This window comes from Uliginosibacterium sp. H1 (genome assembly GCF_036017065.1).
Classification (GTDB): Bacteria; Pseudomonadota; Gammaproteobacteria; order Burkholderiales; family Rhodocyclaceae; genus Uliginosibacterium.
In genome coordinates this window covers 85,764-101,609 of record NZ_JAYXHR010000004.1, presented here as the reverse complement: position 1 = coordinate 101,609, position 15,846 = coordinate 85,764, and the positions used below count along the sequence as shown (strand labels likewise).

Below are 15,846 nucleotides of genomic sequence, written 5' to 3'. Positions count from 1 at the left end.
GGTTATTGCGCCCAACCCGACCTGCGATCTCTCAGTCCTTGTCCACGCGCACACGCGTTCCGTGTTCGAACACCCAGTACTCTCCACGCTGGCCACCCCACATGATCGAAAATCGACCATGTGGCCGCCCATCCTGAAAGAAACCGCCCCAATCCGCCGAGCCATGAGCGCCATGGGCTTTGCCCGTGTAGGGCTTGCCATTTCGTCCGAGCGCGAGAATGGGAACAGACGACACGCCGTCATACTCAAAACTCGGACCTTTGAATATGTGGCGTCGGACAACGATAAACAGAGCAACGGCAGCCATCACGCCAACTACGATTCCCGCCCACAGCGGAGACACGATGGCGAGACCAACCAAAAGCATCACCACATAGCGAAGCATCCTCGCTCCTTTCTTGATGAGTTGGCTTAGATAGAACGCAGTAACTAAAGGGCATTGAGCCCGCGATGGCTGCCAGCATAGCCGGCAGCCATTCCCTTTCTTCTCGCCCTTCCCAACTGGGCACCCCTGCGTTATTTGACCTTCATCAGACGCTTCCCCACCTAAACAGAGTGGAATGGTAGCGACCACTACAGGTCACGCGTAGAGCCCTGACGACGGGGCCGTGCATCCATTCCTGCTGAGGGGAACACCATGTCGATCAAACCGGTCGGCCTGTGCGCATCGCTGCTGATGCTCGCGGGCTTCGTCACATCCGCGTCGGCCGATGAGCCGATCAGTCCGATCAAGGCGTCCGTCGTCACCAACCAGGGTGAGGTGGAGCTGGGCAAGAAGTTGTTCTTCGATCCGCGCCTGTCGAAGTCGGGCTTCATCTCCTGCAACTCCTGCCACAACCTGTCGATGGGTGGCACGGACAACATCAAGACATCCATTGGCGACCGCTGGCAGCAGGGGCCGATCAATGCGCCGACGGTGCTGAACTCCAGCCTGAACTTCGTGCAGTTCTGGGACGGTCGCGCGAAGAACCTGAAGGAACAAGCCGGCGGGCCGATTGCGAATCCGGGCGAGATGGCTTTCACGCATGAGCTGGCGGTGGATGTGCTGCGCTCGATTCCGCAGTACGTGAACGAATTCAAGCGCGTGTATGGCAGCAGCACGACGCTGGACATCAGCCAGGTGACGGATGCGATCGCGGCCTTCGAGGAGACGCTGGTGACACCGAACGCGCGCTTCGACAAATGGTTGAAGGGCGACAGGAAGGCGCTGAACCCGATGGAGCTGGCGGGCTACAACCTGTTCAAGAACAGTGGTTGCGTGGGTTGCCACAACGGGCCGGCGGTGGGCGGCAATTCCTTCCAGAAGATGGGGCTGGTCGAGCCGTACAAGAGCACGGCCAAGGCCGAGGGCCGCATCGCGGTGACCGGCAAGGATGCGGACCGCTTCAACTTCAAGGTGCCGACGCTGCGCAACGTGGAGCTGACCTACCCGTACTTCCACGACGGCGAGGCGGAGACGCTGGAGGAAGCGGTGGACGTGATGGGCCGGCTGCAACTGGGCCGCAAGTTCACGGCGACGGAGAACTCCGAGATCGTGGCCTTCCTGAAGACGCTGACCGGCGATCAGCCGCGTTTCATGATGCCGACCCTGCCGCCGTCGAACAACGCGACCCCGCGGCCGAAGCCGTTCTGAGCCGGGCTGTCTGAACGACAAAGCCGCGCAACTGCGCGGCTTTGTCGTTGTTGGCCTTGTCCCCCTCGGGACGTTGACCGACGAGCAAGTACAGGCCGTTGTCGCATCCGGCGCAATGCCCTTCGGTTATTGCGCCCTACCCGCGGGACAGCCCCGAGGGACACACAGGCGACGATCAACCCATCAACCAACCACTGCGGAACGACGCCCCTACGATCACGAAGGCGACGGATAACGCGGTCACTGTCCAGACGCGGCGGGCCATCGCCGGCAAGGTGCTTGCGGACAGCCGGGGGATGATGCGCAGGCGCGCGTCCAGGGCGGTCAGCGCGGTGGCGGCCAGCAGGATCAGCTTCAGGGTAACGAGGCGTGCGGGGCCAGGTGCAAGGCTGAACCACGCGGAGAGGTCCGGCAGCATGGCGTGCGCCATCCACAGGCCCGTGACCACCTGCACGAGCAAGGCGGCCATGCCCAGCGGCTCGTAGGCGGACTCGAATGCCAGCAACACTTGCGGATCGCGTTGGCGCAGCGCACGCGGCAGGACGCTGAACGCGAGCACCAGGTGGCCGCCGGTCCATACCGTTGCGGCAAGCAGGTGGACGAGGAGAACGAAGCTGTACATGTCGGTGGGCGATCAGTCGGTGCTCGTCGTGTCGGGGGCGTCGGGTCTCGCTACGACGGCACAGCCCGGCACCCGCCTTCCCTCACACGCCGCGCACCAGGATCACCGCGATGGCCACCGGTGCCACCATCGCCACGATGACGCGGCCGACCGCCAGCAGCACGCGGCGCGAACCTGCGCGCTGGCGCATCTGCGACGCCACCGTGCGCCAGCAGAACCAGCCGCCGAGGATGGCGGTGGCGATACCGCTGACCGGCAGCATGACGTTGGAGGTTGCGTAGTCCATCAGGTCGAAGGCGTTGCGGCCGAACAGCGTGGCGTCCTTCCACACGCCGAAACTCAGCGCGGCGGGAATGCCGACGAGGAACATGCCCAGGGTGAAGCCCAGCACCGCGCGACGGCGGCTCATGCCGAACTCGTCGATGGCGAAGCGTGCGCAGACTTCCAGCAGCGACACCGACGAGGTGAGCGCGGCCACCAGCAACAGCGCGAAGAACAGCGCGGCGAACAGGTCACCGGCAGGCATGTGGGCGAAGATCGACGGCATGCTGATGAAGGTGAGCCCCGGTCCGGACTGCGGGTCCAGGCCCATCGCGAAGGCCGGCGGAATGACGAGCAGGCCGCCCAGCAGGCAGGCCACCAGCGTGAGCGCCACCACCCAGCCGGCGGAGGCGGGCAAGTCGCTGCCGGCATCCAGGTAGGCGCCGTAGGTGACCATCGCGCCCATGCCCAGCGACAGCGAGAAGAACGCGAGGCCCAGCGCGGCGAGCACCGTGTCGAAACCGAGCTTCGAGAAATCCGGCACCAGCAGGAACTCCACGCCGGCCATCGCGCCGGGCAGGGTCACCCCGCGCACGATCAGCACCAGCATGAGGATGAACAGCATGGGCATGAGCCAGCGCGACATCTTCTCGATGCCCTGCTGCACGCCACCGAGGACGATGAACGCGGACAGGCCGAGGAAGCCGGCGTGCCAGGCGATGGCCTGCCAGGGGTTGGAAATCAGCGCGGAGAATCGGTCCGCCAGCAGGCCGGCGTCATTGCTCACCACCTGCCCCAGCAGCGACTTGAACAGGTAGGCCAGCGACCAGCCGCCAACCACGCAGTAGAAGCCCATGATGATGAAGGCGGTGATCATCGGCAGCCGCCCCAGCCAGCGCCAGCGCGGCCCGCCAAGCTTCAGGAAGGCACCGGCGACGCCGCTGCCGGAGGCGCGGCCCAGTGCCATCTCGACGCTCATCAGCGCGAGGCCCAGCGTCATGGCCAGCAGCAGGTAGACCATGAAGAAGGCGCTACCGCCGTTCTGCGCGGCCATGTACGGAAACTTCCAGATGCAGCCCAGGCCGATGGCCGAGCCGGCGGAAGACAGGATGAAGCCCAGGCGGGACGAAAAGGCGGGAGACGTCGTAGCCGATGCAGTGGCAGCCATGTGCAGCCTCGTTCTTCGGGCACTGCGGTCCGGTCGCTGCGTTGCGGGCCGGAGGATGTGCCGGTGGGTCAGGTCGTTATGAAGCCGCACTCGGGCGGTGCAGGCTGCCATCAAGTATGCGCGCCAGCGGGCGCGCCTGCTTGTGCCAGATCAAAGCGGCGGAGCAAGCAGTCGCGGCGAATGGCAGGCATCATTCATGCTGCATGACAGCCGGCAGCAGACGCGCTGGCCGCAGCACCGAACGGAACACCGACGCACCGCACGCCGAACCGCCGCACGCATCATGGACCAGCAGCAACTCAATTCCCTCTTCGACCAGCAGGCCGCGACCTACGACCAGCAGTGGGTGAAGCTCGCCGCCTTCCGCGACAGCCTGCACCTGTTGCTCGAATCCGTGTTCAGACCGCTGCCCGTCGACGCCAACCTGCTGTGCGTGGGTGTCGGCACCGGCGCGGAAATGGCCCGGCTGGCGGCGCTGTTTCCGGGCTGGCGGTTCACCGCGGTGGAGCCTTCGCGCGGCATGCTGGACGAATGCCGGCGCCGCATGGAAGCGCTGGGCCTCGCGGCGCGCTGCACCTTTCATGCAGGCTATGTCGACGAGCTGCCCGACGTGGCCAGCTTCGACGCGGCGACCTGCTTCCTGGTGTCGCAGTTCATCCTCGACGACGCCGCGCGTACCGGTTTCTTCCACGGCATCGCGCGACGCCTGCGGCCCGGCGCCATGCTGGCGAGCTCCGACCTCTCGGCCGACACGGCGTCGCCGTCCTACCCCGGTCTGCTGGACGTGTGGATGCGCACGATGGCGGCGGGCGACCTGCCGCCGGAGCGCGTGGTGCAGATGCGCGAGGCCTATGCGCGCGACGTCGGCATCCGGCCACCGGCGACGGTGGAAGCGATCATCATGGCCGCCGGTTTCGATACGCCGGTGCAGTTCTACCAGGCAGGCATGATCCGCGGCTGGTACGCACAACGCACCTCACACCAGCTCGCCTCGCCACAATGCACCCTGCAATACGCACCGGCATGAGCGCAAACCGGCTCCCGCTGTTCCGCCGCCTGTGGGCCCACGACAAGACCCTGGACGGCCTGAAGGTCGCCACCGCCCTGGCCGGCGTGGTGGCGGCCAGCCTGCTGCCTGGACGGCAGGAGTGGATGATCAGCCTGACCCTCGGCGTCATCGCCAGCGCGCTGGCGGAGACCGAGGACCGCGTCAGTGGCCGCCTGAAGGCGCTGCTCATGACGTTGCTGTGCTTCGCGGTGGTCACCTTCTCCGTGCAGTGGCTGTTCCCCTGGCCCTGGCTGTTCGTCGTCGGCCTGACGCTGTCCACCTTCGGCTTCGTGATGCTGGGTGCGGCCGGCGAACGCTACGCCACCATCTCGGTGGCATCCCTGGTGCTGGCGGTCTACACCATGCTGAGCGTGACGCAGCAGAACGAACTGCACGCCGTGTCCGCCCACGCCTCGGCCGCACACGCCGTGGCCGGAGCGACGGCACCGTCATGGCTGCAACCCGCCCTGCTGCTGGCCGGTGCCGCCTGGTACGGCCTCATCTCGCTGGTGGCGGCGGCGCTGTTCTCCACGCGCGCCGCGCGCCAGTCGCTGGCACGCGTGTTCGACGCGCTGTCCACCTACCTGGCGCTCAAGGCCACGCTGCTGGAACCGGTGAGCCATCGCGACGAGAACGCGCAGCGCCTGGCGCTGGCGGAGCAGAACGCGCGGCTGGTGCGCGAGCTCAACCGCGCGCGCGAGGTGCTGCTGCGCTGGGTGCAGCAGCGCCGCCCCAATCCGGTGGGCGCGCGTCATCTCAAGTGGTACTTCCTCGCGCAGGACGTCCATGAACGCGCCAGCTCGGCGCACTACCCCTACGCCGCGCTGGCGGAGGCCTTCGCGCGCAGCGACATCCTGTTCCGCGCGCAACGGCTGATGCTGCTGGAGTCACAGTCCTGCCGGCGGCTGGCCGACGCCATCCTCGCCGACACGATGTACGAGCACGGCGACGACGGGCTGCATGCGCTGGACGAACTGGCCGCCGCGCTGGCCCACCTGCAGACGCAACTGCAGGCCCAAGCGCAACCGGGCTGGGCCGATCTGCTGGAGTCGCTGGCCGACCTGTGCCGCAACGTCACCACCATCGAACGCCTGCTGTCCAACGCGGGCCGTCCGGACGCGCTGCCGCTGGAACAGGACAGCAGCCTGCGCGACCACGCGCCGGGCACGCTGAGCGAGAGCCTCAAGCGCATCCGCATCGAACTCACGCCGGCCTCGCCGCGCTTCCGCCACGGCCTGCGCCTGGCCCTCGCGCTGGCCACCGGCTACGGCCTGCTGCACTGGCTGGACCTGCCGCATGGCTACTGGGTGTTGCTCACCACCGTGTTCGTCTGCCAGCCCACCTACAGCGACACCTGGCGCAGGCTGGGCCAGCGGGTGATGGGCACCGCGCTGGGGCTGGTGGCGTCCTGGCTTTTCATCAGCGCCTTTCCGCATCCGCTGGCGCAACTGACCCTGGCCGTAGTAGCCGGCGTGGCCTTCTTCGCCCTGCGCAACGACCGCTACCTGCAGGCCACCATGTGCATCACCATCCTGGTCATGGTGTGCTTCAACCAGCTGGGCAGCGGCTATGCGCTGATCTGGCCGCGCCTGCTCGACACCGTGCTGGGCGCGCTGATCGCCGGGTTGGCGGTGGCCTTCGTGCTGCCCGACTGGCAGGGCCGCCGCCTGCCCATAGTCATGTCGCGCACGGTGGCCAGCTCGGCGCGATACCTCGCCGAGATCCTCGCCCAGTACCGCAGCAGCAAGCGCGACGACCTGCCCTACCGCATCGCGCGCCGCGACGCCCACAACGCGGACGCCGACCTGTCCGGCACGCTGGCATCGATGCAGGCGGAGCCGGAGCACCAGCGCCTGCCGCCCGAACTGTCCTTCCGCTTCCTGTGCCTCAGCCACACGCTGCTGGGCTACATCTCGGCGCTGGGCGCCCACCGCGAGCACGTGGAGAACTGGCATCACGCGGCGCTGATCGACGAGGCCGACAGCCACATCCAGCGCAGCCTGCAGCAGATTGCGGAGCGCCTGCGCCTGCAGCCCCCCGCGGGCGAGCTCGCCCGCGGGGGGCCCGCGGAAGCGGAAGACAAGCTGCTCGATCAGCGGCTGGCGGAGATTCCGACCGATGCCGGCGCCACCGAGCGACGCCTGCTGCGGCAGCTCGCCCTGATCGCCCGCCTGCTGCCCCAGTTGTCCGCGCAAGCCGACGAACTGGCCGCACACCACCGGCAACTGGACATGCCGGTGGTGGAGCCGGAGCCGATCAGGAGCTAGGGAAAGCGTAAGGCGCGGTTCAAAGGCCCGCGCGGTTCACAGGCCCACGCGGCTCGCAGACGTGCGGCTCAAGGCGCGCGCGCCTCGCAAGGCCAGCACTTCGTTGGCGAGCAGCGCCGCCAGCACCAGCCCGCCACCGACCAGCGCGCCGGACGAAGGCACCTCGCCCGCGCCCAGCCAGGCCCACAGCACGCCGAACACCACTTCCAGCAGGCCCAGCAGCGCGATTTCCGGCGCGGGCAGCACGCGGCTCGCCTTCACCACCAGCAGGCAGGGAATCGCCAGCTGCACCACCCCCAGCAGCGCCAGCAGGCCGAGGTCGTGCGTCGATGCCTGCAAGGGCCAGGCGAGCGGCAGCGTGACGGCGGCGGACAGCACCGCCCCAACCATCACCGCCGGCAGCATGTCGATGGCGGGCGCGGGTGACGGATCGGGCACCGAAGCGGGTGTGGCATCGTCCGGGTCGCCCTTCGCGTGCGTCACATACTGCAGCACGGTCCAGTTGCAGGCCGCCGCGATCGGCACCGCCAGCGCCACGAAGCTGCCCAGCAACGGCGCACCGGCGTCCACGTCGTGGCCGAACATCCAGGCGATGCCCAGGCTGCCGGTGACGATGGCCCCCCAGGTGCGCGGCGGCAGGCGATGGTGGAGGAAGAGTCGCGCCGACAAGGCGGTGAGCAGCGGGCCGAAGGCCATCACCACCAGCACGTTGGCCACGCTGGTGAGCGTCAGGCCGACCATGAAGGCGGTGTACATCACAGCCCAGCAGACGCTGGACACCCAGAACAGCCAGGGGGCGCGCAGCAACTGCCCCCACATCGCGGTGCCGCGCATCGCGGTGAGCGCGATGGCCAGCGCCAGCATGTTGAAGAAGCTGCGCCAGAAGGTGACTTCGAAACTGCGCGCCGCTTCGAGGTGGCGCGCCACCACGCCAGCGATGCTCCACAACAGGGTGACGGTGACCATCAGCAATACGGCGCGGCGGTGAGTCATGTACGGCAATTCGTCGGGATGGCGGGCAAGGCCCGCAGGATAGAACAGCGCCGCGGTTCATGGCTGTCCCAGGTCAGCCGATTCAATCTTGGAATGCCAGCAGCGCGGCTGATTGGTTGTCTGACTTCGCCGGCGCCCCCTACGCCGACCGGCGTGACCACGCGCCCACGCACCCCGCTGCCCGGACAGCGTTGGTCACATTGACTCCGCAACCCGGCCCGCCTGCACGGCAGATCACGGCGGCATGACAAATCGTTCACCCGCGCTGCGGACACTTGCCAGACCGGCACGGACCACCGGTTCTGCTGCTTTCGGCGATCTCCATCGGCCGACTCGCCAAGACCGCAGGAAGCCGCGTTTCAAACGCCAAAAGTGAGGCTTGATCGCGGCAGCACGCTTCCTAGGCTGAGAAAGCCGGCCTGACCCGGCTGGTTCGGCGCGGCAACGCCACACCGAAAATCAAACGAAACACCAGACGAAGCACCAACTTCGGAGGAGACACCGATATGAGCGCGAAGAAACTCTTCGTTGGCGGCCTGCTGGCCGCCATTTCCCTGGCGACCTACGCCGCAACCGACTACCCGTCCGGTTACACCAAGTGCGCCCAGAACAAGGGCGAGACCTGTTCGTTCAGCGGCACCCGGCAGGTCGCCCTCGGCAAGTCCGGCAGTTTTGTGTACGGCACTTTCACCAACAGCGTCGTGTGCCAGAGCAGCAACTTCCCGTCCAACAGCTTCCCCGGTTCGGCCTGGTGTTCCTATGCGGGCAGCACCTCGTCCAGCAGCTCCAGCTCGTCCTCGTCGTCGAGTTCCAGCACCTCCTCGTCGAGCACGTCGTCCAGCTCGTCGAGTTCATCGAGCAACGGCGGTGGCATCACCGGCGCCACCTGTTCCTCCACCGGCAACCAGTCCATCTCCTCCACCATCGTGGTGAGCGGCACCTATGACGGCGGTTGCAAGACCTACAACCCGTCCTCGTCGATGGGCGACGGCGGCCAGGGCGAAGACCAGGACCCGGCCTTCCGCGTCAACGGCGGCACGCTGAAGAACGCGATCCTCGGCAACAACGGGGTGGACGGTGTGCATTTCTACGGCGGTGGCCGTCTGGAGAACTTCCGCTGGACCAACGTGGGTGAAGACGCCTGGACGGTGAAGGAGTCCGGCACCGTGACGATCACCGGCGTGACCGGTGTCAACGGCGAAGACAAGTGGGGCCAGATCAATGCGGCCTCCACCGTGAATGTCTCGAACTGCATCGTCGACAACATGGCGAAGATGTTCCGTCAGAACGGCGGGACGACCTTCAAGGTCACCATCACGGTCGATCGCTGCCAGATCTCGAACATGGGCGAAGGCATCTTCCGCTCGGATTCGTCCAGCACCACCGGCCGCCTGACCAACAGCCGCCTGCGCAACTCCGGCGACCTTTGCATCGGCAAGATGAGCTGCACGCAGTCCGGCAACACCAACTACTGATTCAAAGTCACCACGAGCGCCCGGGCGGATTGCCAGTCCGTCCAGGCATTGGGATTGGGCCCCGCGATGCGGGGCCCTTTTTTCTTCTTCCGCCTGTCCGCTGCGCGAGCATGAACTCGCCAATTACTCGCCAATTCCGTTGTTTCTGGCAACGACTCTCCAAACACATGAACGCTGGGCCGGAATCGACAAAACCGGAGCTTGATCGCGGGCACGGGCCGCCTACAGTGAATCGCCGGGCCTTGCCACGGCACACCGGCGGCAGCGTCCGTCGGCCACAAAAATCTTGAGGAGACATCCCGAATGACTACGAAGAAACTCTTCGTCGGCGGCTTGCTGGCCGCCATTGCCTTCAGTACCCACGCCGCTACCGACTACCCCAGCGGCTACGTCAAGTGCGCCCAGAACACCGGCGCCGTCTGCGCGTTTGCAGGCACCCGGTCGGTGGCGCTCGGCAAATCCGGCAGCTTCGTGTACGGCAGCTTCAAGGGGGGCGTCGCGTGCACCGGCACGAACTGCCCGGCCAACAATTTCCCTGCTTCGGCGTGGTGCTCCTACGCAACGTTCGATCCACCGCCCAACAGCTCGTCCTCATCGAGCAGCTCTTCGTCCAGCAGCTCCTCATCCAGCAGTTCATCGTCCAGCAGTTCGACCAGCAGCTCCGGCAGCAGCGGTGGCATCACCGGGGCCACCTGCGTCTCCACCGGCAACGTGTCGGTCACCTCCACCATCGTCATCAACGGCAGCTTCGACGGCGCCTGCCGCACCTTCATTGCGACCACCGCCCTTGGCGACGGCACCCAACCGCCGGAAGACTGGCCCCCCGCCTTCCGCATCAATGGCGGTGGCACGCTGAAGAACGCCATCCTCGGCATCAACGGTGTGGGTGGCGTGGACTTCCATGGCAGTGGCCGGCTCGAGAACTTCCGCTGGACCGACGTCGGTGAGGGGGGCTGGACGGTGAAGCAGTCCGGCACCATCTTCATCACCGGCGTGTCGGGCTACGGCGGCCGCGGCAACAACTGGGGCCAGGTCGACGCGGCCTCGACCGTGAATGTCTCGAACTGCATCGTGGACGACATGGCGACGGTGATCCGTCAGAACGCGGGCACCACCTTCAAGGCAACCCTGAACGTGGATCGCTGCCAGATCTCCAACGTGTCCGCTGGCGTTTTCCGCTCCGACAGCACCAGCACCACCGGACGCCTCACCAACAGCCGCCTGCGCAATGCGGGTGCCCTGTGCGTCGGCCTCATGAAATGCTCGCAGTCCGGCAATACCAGTTTCTGACTGAGGTTACTGACTGAGGTCACCACGAGCGCCCGGGCGGATTGCCAGTCCGTCCGGGCGTCGGGATCGGGCTCCGCGATGCGGGGCCCTTTTTCTTCCGCCTGCCACGAAGCGGCCGTACGCGCCAGTCCCTCGCCGGACATACCCGGCCTGTCCGCAGGGAGGCTGCGCTGTGCTTGCCAGCGTCCTAGACTCAATGTGCCGCGCCGCACTCCCGGAGTCCGGTGCGCATCTTCGAGCAGCACTTCACTTCGGCAACGCCTGCCTCACCCCTCATCGCAGTCGGGAGTCCAAACATGTCCGCTATCCGTCTTGCCGCGCATCGTTCGCTGCACGCCCTCCTGCTCACCGCCCTGCTGCTGTCCGCCGGCCAGTCGTGGGCACAGAGCAAACCGCAGATCGTCATCCTCGCGACCGGCGGCACCATTGCCGGTGCCGGTGCCACCGCGGCCAACAGCGCCACCTACCAGGCCGCCAAGGTGCCGGTGGAAAAGCTGATCGCCGGCATTCCGGAACTGAAGGACGTCGCCGACGTGCGCGGCGACCAGGTGTTCCAGATCGCCTCCGAGAGCTTCACCAATGCCCACCTGCTGACCCTGGGCAAGCGGGTGTCCGCGCTCGCCAGGCAGGCCGACGTCACCGGCATCGTCATCACCCACGGCACCGACACGCTGGAGGAGACGGCGTTCTTCCTCACGCTGACGGTGAAGACCGACAAGCCCATCGTGGTGGTCGGCTCCATGCGGCCGGGCACCGCGATGTCCGCCGATGGCATGCTCAACCTGTACAACGCGGTGAACGTCGCCGCCAACCCCACGGCCAGGGGCAAGGGCGTGCTGGTGACGATGAACGACGAGATCCACAGCGGCCGCGATGTTTCCAAGACGATCAACATCAAGACCAACGCCTTCAACAGCCAGTGGGGCCCGCTGGGGATGATCGTCGAGGGCAAGGCCTACTGGTTCCGCGCGCCGGTGAAGCGCCACACCACGCAGTCGGAATTCGACATCGACAGCATCGACAAGCTGGCCGACGTCGACATCGCCTACGGCTATGGCAACGTACCGCCGCTGGCCTACGAGGCCTTCGCCTCTGACCGCGCGATCATCCACGCCGGCACCGGCAACGGTTCGGTGGCCGACCGCATCGTGCCGGTGCTGCAAGGGCTGCGCGCCAAGGGCCTGCACATCATCCGTTCCTCGCGGGTGGGCGACGGCTTCGTACTGCGCAACTCCGAGCAGCCGGACGACAAGTACGACTGGGTCGTCGCCCACGACCTGCGTCCGCAGAAGGCCCGCATCCTCGCCGCCGTGGCGCTGACGAAGACCAGCGACAGCAAGGAACTGCAGCGGATTTTCTGGGAGTACTGAGTCGGAGAGTACTGAGTAGCCTCCGGGCCGACAGCAGGCGGCCCGGCGCAATGATGACGCAGACAAGGTAGAGGCCGACCGACGCTTGCGCCTAGAATCGGGCTCCGTGTCGTTACACAGAACGCCCCTCATGGCTGCAGAAATCGAACTCAAACTGGCCGTCCCCGCTGGAAGCCTGAAAGCACTCCAGCGTCATCCCCTCGTCGCTGCCGCCGTCAAGGAAGGCCCGGCACAGACGCTGCGCAACACTTACTACGACACGCCGGAGCTGGATCTGCGCGCGGCGAAGATGGCCGTGCGCACCCGCCGGGCCGGCCGCCAGCTGCTGCAGACGGTCAAGTGCGCCAGCGCCTCGGTCGGCGGGCTGACGGTGCGCCCGGAGTGGGAGCAACCGTTCGAGAACGAGCGCTTCGATTTCTCCGCCGTGGACGACCCGGCCGCGAAGAAGCTGCTGACCAGGCATTACGACCGCATCCAGCCGGTGTTCGATACCGACTTCCGGCGCGAGACGCGCATCTTCACGCCGCGCGAGGGCGTGCGCATCGCCATCATGATCGACACCGGCAGCATCCGCGCCGCCGGCCGCGAGATGCCGCTGTCCGAAGTCGAGCTGGAGCTCTACGAAGGCGACCGCCTGGACCTGCTCGACCTCGCCCTCGAACTGTGCGACGCGCTGCCCCTCTACCCCGAGGACGAGAGCAAGGCCCAACGCGGCTACCGCCTGTTCACCGACAGCCCGGTGCCACTGGCGAAGAGCCGCCCGTTCCCGGTACGTGCCGACCAGCGCCCGCTGGACGCCTTCAGGGCATCGGTCTTCGATTGCATGGGCACCTGGCAGGCCAACGTCGCCGGCGTGCGCACCACCGACGACCCCGCCTTCGTGCACCAGCTGCGCGTCGCGCTGCGCCGCCTGCGCAGCCTGCTGCGGCTGTTCGCGCCCATCCTCCCGAAGGACTTCCGCAAGCACTGGCTGGACCTGATCGGCCAGCTGGCAGACGAAGTCGGCCTGGCGCGCGACCTGGATGTCATGCACACCACCGTGCTGCGTCCGGTGATGGATGCCGGCCTGGGGGCCAACAGCGGTGTCTTCAGCGCCCGCCTGATGGAAGAGCGCCAGGCCGCCCGCGAACACGGCCGCAGCCGCCTGCAGGAACCCAGGATCGCCCGCCGCCTGCTGGAACTGACCCGCGACCTCCTCGCCCTGCCGGACACGGCAGGCGACATGCAACTGGACGCCTTCGCCCTCGACGCGTTGCGCAAGGTCCGCAAGGACGTGCGCCGCGCGATGGAAGCGGCGGAAACCCTAGATGCCGAACCCCTGCATGCGCTGCGCATCCGCATCAAGCGCCTGCGCTACGCCCTGGAGTGCTTTGCGCCCCTGCTGCCGGCTGATCGGGTTGCACTGCAACTCAAGGAGATCAGCGACCTCCAGGAAGACCTGGGATTCCTCAACGACATGGCGGTGGCATCGCGGCGCTTGGCCGGCTGGGCGGGCGACGACCCGCTGCTGATCAGCGCACGCGCCTACATCCTGGGCTGGCACGCTCCCAAGGTGCATGACATCCGCAGCGGCATCCTGAAACGTTGCGCCCGCATGCTGGAAGCCAGGCCCGCCTGGCAACAGAAAAAGGGCAAGGCGCGCTGAACCCGGCCCCTCGTCCCGTCATCACTTCCGCTTCCGGTCCGATCCGACACTGATCGCTCCCGCTCTTTGCCCACTTCCCCACTCCCTGGAGGACACATGGATCTCTTGCTATGGCGTCACGCCGAAGCCGAGGAAGGCAGTCCCGACGACACCCGCCGCCTCACCGAACGCGGCCATCACCAAGCCGAGCTGATGGCACGCTGGCTGGCCGAGCACGCCCCCAAGGAATTGCGCATCGTGGTGAGCCCGGCCACCCGCACCCAGCAGACCATCGGCGCCTGGACGCCGCATTTCGAAACGACGGTCGCGGTGGGCACCTCGGCCACCGCCGATGACCTGCTGGCCGCCATCGGCTGGCCGGACGCCGGCGGCGCCGTGCTGGTGGTCGGCCACCAGCCCACGCTGGGCGAAGTGGCTGCGCGCCTGCTGCACGGGGATGAAACCGGCGGCCTCAGCGTGCGCAAGGGCGCCCTGTGGTGGCTGCGCTGGCGCGAGCGCAACGGCCTGGGTGAAACCGTGCTGCGCACCGCCATCGCCCCCGAGATGCTCTGAGCCCGCGCCGGGCGCTGCCCGGACGGGCCGTCGGGCGTGTCGGAGTCGTCCGACACGGGCATGGGGAGGCTGGCCGCATATAATCAGGGTCATCCCGTATCTCCCTTATCCCATCATCAGGAGCAGGAACCGCCATGGCAGTCGTCGCACCCGAAATCTTCAAGGCCTATGACATCCGCGGCATCGTCGACAAATCCCTGACGACCGAAGCCGTCCGCCTCATCGGCTGCGCACTGGGTACCGAAGCCGTTGCCCGCGGCCAGAAAACCATCGTCATCGGCCGCGACGGCCGCCTGTCCGGACCGACCTTCGCCAAGGCGCTGGCCGAAGGCATCACCAGCACTGGCATCGATGTCATCGACATCGGCACGGTGGCCACGCCGATCACCTACTTCGCGGCCTACCACCTGAACGCCAACAGCTGCGTGTCCATCACCGGCAGCCACAACCCGCCCGAGTACAACGGCCTCAAGATGGTGCTGGGGGGCCAGACCCTCTTTGGCGACATGATCCAGGGCCTGCGCTGGCGCATCGAGACCGAAGACTTCGCCAAGGGCAGCGGCAAGGTGACCCATACCGACGTGCGCGAAGCCTACGTGCAGCGCATCCTCGGCGACGTGAAGCTGGCCCGCCCGATGAAGATCGTGCTGGACAGCGGCAACGGCGTGGCCGGCAACACCGCGCCCAGCCTGTTCCGCCAGCTCGGCTGCGAACTGACTGAGTTGTTCAGCGAAGTCGACGGCAACTTCCCCAACCACCACCCGGACCCGTCCAAGCCGGAGAACCTGGAAGACGTGATCCACGCGCTGAAGAACGGCGACGCCGAACTCGGCCTGGCCTTCGACGGCGACGGCGACCGCCTGGGCGTGGTGACCAAGGACGGCGAGATCATCTACCCCGACCGCCAGCTCATGCTGTTCGCCGCCGATGTGCTGTCGCGCGTACCCGGCGGCCAGATCATCTACGACGTGAAGTGCACGCGTAACCTCGCTCCCTGGGTGCGCAAGCACGGCGGCGAGCCGATCATGTGGAACACTGGCCACGCGCTGGTGAAGGCCAAGCTCAAGGAAACCGGTGCCCCGCTGGCCGGCGAGATGAGCGGCCACATGTTCTTCAAGGAGCGCTGGTACGGCTTCGACGACGGCCTGTACACCGGCGTGCGCCTGCTGGAAATCCTGTCGAAGAGCGACGACCCCAGCGCCGTGCTGAAGGCCCTGCCGGACGCCGTGAGCACGCCGGAACTCAACATCCAGATGAGTGAGGGCGAACCGGTGAAGCTGGTGGAAAAGCTGAAGGCCGACGCTAAGTTCGAAGGCGAAGTCGAGCGCATCACCATCGACGGTCTGCGCGTCGAATTCGCCGACGGCTTCGGCCTCGCCCGCTCCTCCAACACCACGCCGGTGGTGGTACTGCGCTTCGAGGCCGATTCCGAAGCGGCCATCGCACGCATCCAGGGCGAATTCCGCAAGGCCCTGCAGGCCGCCTGGCCGGGCATCGAATTGCCGTTCTGAACCTCGCGTTG

The 15,846-nt window shown here is 66.9% G+C and carries 13 protein-coding genes; 9 read left to right on the top strand and 4 right to left on the bottom strand.

The annotated features are described in order from the left end of the window. Positions 1-31: 31 nt before the first annotated feature. Complete coding sequence (locus VVD47_RS19595) at positions 32-385, bottom strand: hypothetical protein (RefSeq protein WP_327605214.1); 354 nt, start codon at positions 383-385, stop codon at positions 32-34. 291 nt (positions 386-676) lie between these two features. Here VVD47_RS19595 and VVD47_RS19590 point away from each other — a divergent pair, with 291 nt between their 5' ends. Further along, entirely contained in the window at positions 677-1,633 is a 957-nt protein-coding gene (locus tag VVD47_RS19590; protein WP_443081007.1) for a cytochrome-c peroxidase, read from the top strand. Between the two features lie 175 nt (positions 1,634-1,808). On the opposite strand, the gene VVD47_RS19585 is transcribed toward VVD47_RS19590, so the two are convergent. Beyond that, positions 1,809-2,255, bottom strand: a complete 447-nt coding sequence (locus VVD47_RS19585; protein ID WP_327605212.1) for a DUF2269 family protein — start codon at positions 2,253-2,255, stop codon at positions 1,809-1,811. A gap of 82 nt (positions 2,256-2,337) precedes the next feature. After that, the gene (locus VVD47_RS19580; RefSeq protein ID WP_327605211.1) at positions 2,338-3,684 is read right to left on the bottom strand and encodes a sodium-dependent transporter; all 1,347 of its coding nucleotides are present in this window, start codon (positions 3,682-3,684) and stop codon (positions 2,338-2,340) included. 283 nt (positions 3,685-3,967) lie between these two features. On the opposite strand from VVD47_RS19580, the gene VVD47_RS19575 reads away from it, so the two are divergent. Both VVD47_RS19575 and yccS read left to right on the top strand, forming a co-directional pair. Then, positions 3,968-4,711, top strand: coding sequence for a class I SAM-dependent methyltransferase (locus VVD47_RS19575; protein ID WP_327605210.1), 744 nt, complete (start codon positions 3,968-3,970; stop codon positions 4,709-4,711). Then, positions 4,708-6,999, top strand: a complete 2,292-nt coding sequence (yccS, locus tag VVD47_RS19570; RefSeq protein WP_327605209.1) for a YccS family putative transporter — start codon at positions 4,708-4,710, stop codon at positions 6,997-6,999. The genes VVD47_RS19575 and yccS overlap by 4 nt, the downstream gene beginning before the upstream one ends. Positions 7,000-7,035: 36 nt before the next feature. Here the strand turns inward: yccS and VVD47_RS19565 are convergent, their stop codons facing one another. Then, on the bottom strand, positions 7,036-7,992 hold the full coding sequence (locus VVD47_RS19565; RefSeq protein WP_327605208.1) for a DMT family transporter: 957 nt from the start codon (positions 7,990-7,992) through the stop codon (positions 7,036-7,038). Between the two features lie 506 nt (positions 7,993-8,498). On the opposite strand from VVD47_RS19565, the gene VVD47_RS19560 reads away from it, so the two are divergent. From VVD47_RS19560 to VVD47_RS19535, 6 genes are all read left to right on the top strand, one after another. Then, complete coding sequence (locus VVD47_RS19560; protein WP_327605207.1) at positions 8,499-9,467, top strand: pectate lyase; 969 nt, start codon at positions 8,499-8,501, stop codon at positions 9,465-9,467. A 303-nt stretch (positions 9,468-9,770) separates the two neighbouring features. After that, positions 9,771-10,757: a pectate lyase gene (locus VVD47_RS19555; protein ID WP_327605206.1), complete on the top strand. Its 987-nt coding sequence runs from the start codon at positions 9,771-9,773 to the stop codon at positions 10,755-10,757. 296 nt (positions 10,758-11,053) lie between these two features. Further along, a complete protein-coding gene (locus tag VVD47_RS19550) occupies positions 11,054-12,127 on the top strand; it encodes a type II asparaginase (protein WP_327605205.1) in 1,074 nt (357 codons plus the stop codon). Between the two features lie 130 nt (positions 12,128-12,257). Next, positions 12,258-13,772, top strand: a complete 1,515-nt coding sequence (locus VVD47_RS19545; protein WP_327605204.1) for a CYTH and CHAD domain-containing protein — start codon at positions 12,258-12,260, stop codon at positions 13,770-13,772. Positions 13,773-13,868: 96 nt separating this feature from the next. Then, the gene (locus VVD47_RS19540) at positions 13,869-14,324 is read left to right on the top strand and encodes a SixA phosphatase family protein (RefSeq protein WP_327605203.1); all 456 of its coding nucleotides are present in this window, start codon (positions 13,869-13,871) and stop codon (positions 14,322-14,324) included. 134 nt (positions 14,325-14,458) lie between these two features. Then, positions 14,459-15,835, top strand: coding sequence for a phosphomannomutase/phosphoglucomutase (locus tag VVD47_RS19535; RefSeq protein WP_327605202.1), 1,377 nt, complete (start codon positions 14,459-14,461; stop codon positions 15,833-15,835). Positions 15,836-15,846 lie beyond the last annotated feature (11 nt).

What these genes read in the sequence shown, in the direction of transcription:
- yccS (WP_327605209.1), top strand. Translation starts at nt 4,708, where the DNA reads ATGAGCGCAAACCGGCTCCCGCTGTTCCGCCGCCTGTGGGCCCACGAC.
- VVD47_RS19595 (WP_327605214.1), bottom strand. Translation starts at nt 385, where the DNA reads ATGCTTCGCTATGTGGTGATGCTTTTGGTTGGTCTCGCCATCGTGTCT.
- VVD47_RS19555 (WP_327605206.1), top strand. Translation starts at nt 9,771, where the DNA reads ATGACTACGAAGAAACTCTTCGTCGGCGGCTTGCTGGCCGCCATTGCC.
- VVD47_RS19585 (WP_327605212.1), bottom strand. Translation starts at nt 2,255, where the DNA reads ATGTACAGCTTCGTTCTCCTCGTCCACCTGCTTGCCGCAACGGTATGG.
- VVD47_RS19535 (WP_327605202.1), top strand. Translation starts at nt 14,459, where the DNA reads ATGGCAGTCGTCGCACCCGAAATCTTCAAGGCCTATGACATCCGCGGC.
- VVD47_RS19560 (WP_327605207.1), top strand. Translation starts at nt 8,499, where the DNA reads ATGAGCGCGAAGAAACTCTTCGTTGGCGGCCTGCTGGCCGCCATTTCC.
- VVD47_RS19565 (WP_327605208.1), bottom strand. Translation starts at nt 7,992, where the DNA reads ATGACTCACCGCCGCGCCGTATTGCTGATGGTCACCGTCACCCTGTTG.
- VVD47_RS19590 (WP_443081007.1), top strand. Translation starts at nt 677, where the DNA reads ATGCTCGCGGGCTTCGTCACATCCGCGTCGGCCGATGAGCCGATCAGT.
- VVD47_RS19545 (WP_327605204.1), top strand. Translation starts at nt 12,258, where the DNA reads ATGGCTGCAGAAATCGAACTCAAACTGGCCGTCCCCGCTGGAAGCCTG.
- VVD47_RS19550 (WP_327605205.1), top strand. Translation starts at nt 11,054, where the DNA reads ATGTCCGCTATCCGTCTTGCCGCGCATCGTTCGCTGCACGCCCTCCTG.
- VVD47_RS19580 (WP_327605211.1), bottom strand. Translation starts at nt 3,684, where the DNA reads ATGGCTGCCACTGCATCGGCTACGACGTCTCCCGCCTTTTCGTCCCGC.
- VVD47_RS19540 (WP_327605203.1), top strand. Translation starts at nt 13,869, where the DNA reads ATGGATCTCTTGCTATGGCGTCACGCCGAAGCCGAGGAAGGCAGTCCC.
- VVD47_RS19575 (WP_327605210.1), top strand. Translation starts at nt 3,968, where the DNA reads ATGGACCAGCAGCAACTCAATTCCCTCTTCGACCAGCAGGCCGCGACC.